Here is a 2,074-nt window from a genome sequence, read left to right as displayed (position 1 = left end):
AACCGCCACCGGCGCGGCATCGGTGAGCATGAACTCGATACGCTCCCGCGGATGTTCAGGGTCGATGGGCAGATACGCCGCCCCGGTTTTGAGCACCGCGGTGATCGCGGCGATCGCGTGTGGAGAGCGCGCCAGCAACACCCCCACCACACACCCAGCACCCACGCCCCGGCCAACCAACAAATGCGCCAACCGATTAGCCGCCTCATCGAGTTGGCGGTAAGTCCAGGACTGCTCACCACAACTGAGCGCCACCGCCTCCGGAGTGGCGGCCACCTGCGCGGCGAACAACTCCGGAACCGACACCGGCGCTGTGGCATCCGCGCTGAGCACCGCCCGGTGACCGATCTCATCGAAGCGGGCATGTTCGGACTGGTCGAGCACATCCACCGACGACACGCGCCGCCCCGCATCGGCGGTCATCGCCATCAACACCCGCTCCAACCGCTCGATGAGCACCTGGATGCTTTCCGGGTCGAATACGTCGGTGCGAAATTCCACCGCCCCACCGATTCCGGCGGGCTCACCAGCCTCGGTGAAACGCTCCCCCAACGAAAACGCCAGATCCATACGCGCGCTATGGGTATCCAACGGAATCGGGCTGACCTCAACACCGTCTAGCACCAAACCCGCCGCCGGATCCTCATGACCGGCGAAATTCTGCCAGGCCAACGACACCTGAATCAGTGGGTGATGGCGCAGCGACCGAGCCGGATTGAGCCGCTCCACCAACACCTCAAACGGCACGTGCTGATGTTCGAACGCCTCCAAACTGCGTGCCCGAACCTGCGCCAACAGTTCAGCGAAGGTGGGATCACCGCCCACATCCACCCGCAGCACCAAGGTGTTGACAAAAAAGCCCACCAACTCATCGAGCGCCGGATCACCCCGACCGGCCACCGCGAAGCCCACGGCCACATCAGAACTGGCGCCGATCTTCGACAACAACACCGCCAACCCGGCCTGCACCACCATGAAACTCGTCGCGTTATGCTCACGGGCCAGCCGAGCAACCTGGCGCTGCAATCCCGCCGACCACTCGACGGCCACACTGGCCCCACGCTGATCAGCCACCAATGGATAAGGCCGATCAACAGGCAACTCCAAACGCTCAGGCATCCCGGCCAGCGCCTGCTCCCAAAACTTCAACTCCAGAGCAACGGCACTGCGCGGATCAGACTCCTCCCCCAGCCACTCCTGTTGCCACAGCGTGTAATCGGCATACTGCACCGCCAACGGCGTCCAACCCGGCGCCCGACCGGCGCACCGGCTGGTATAGGCCACACTCAAATCAGCGGTCAGCGGCCTCAGTGACCAGCCGTCCGCGGCGATATGGTGCATCACGATCACCAGCATGTGATCGTCGTCGGCGATGCGGAAAAGCCTTGCCCGCATTGGGATCTCGGTGGCCAGATCAAAGGTATGGCGTGCCGCGGCGTCGATGACCTCACCCAGCCGGGCTGGTGACCAGCTGCTGGCATCAACAACGTCCCACCCAAAATCTGCCTGCTCGACAGGGATAACCACCTGTCGGGGTGTTCCCTCGACCGTGGGGAACACAGTGCGCAGGCTTTCATGACGGCCCACCACATCGGTCAGCGCCGCACCCAATGCATCAACATCGAGCGGCCCACTTAACCGCAGCGCAGCTGCGACGTTGTAGACCGGCGAGGGCCCCTGCAACTGGTCGATAAACCACAACCGGTTCTGCGCATACGACAACGGAACCACCGCGGGCCGCTCAACCGGCGTCAACCGCGGCAGCCGACTGACGCCCGCACCGATGCGCGGCGCCAACTGAGCGACCGTGGGTGTGTCGAAGATCGTGCGGACGGTGAGGTCAGTGTCGAGTGTGGTGTTGATGGCCGCGATGAGGCGCATGGCGGAGAGTGAGTCTCCGCCGAGGTCGAAGAAGGAGTCGTCGATGCTGACGTGGTCGTGTCCGAGTGTGTGGGCGTAGATGGCGGCCAGGATTTGTTCGGTGGGGGTGGTGGGGGCGCGGTAGGCGCTGGTGGTGGAGGTGCCCGGCGTGGGCTCGGTGGATGCGAGCGATTGCCTGCACTCGGTGGACGTG

The 2,074-nt window shown here is 64.3% G+C and carries 1 protein-coding gene; it reads right to left on the bottom strand.

The window, feature by feature from the left end; translation table 11 throughout:
* Positions 1–2,074, bottom strand: a 2,074-nt coding sequence (locus tag A5745_RS21845; protein WP_139329732.1) for a condensation domain-containing protein, incomplete at both ends; no start/stop codon positions are given.

The sequence above is a fragment of the Mycobacterium sp. IS-2888 genome, assembly GCF_001954215.1.
Taxonomy (GTDB): domain Bacteria; phylum Actinomycetota; class Actinomycetes; order Mycobacteriales; family Mycobacteriaceae; genus Mycobacterium.
Note: the sequence above shows the minus strand (reverse complement) of the source record. Positions and strands in the feature narration are given on the sequence as shown.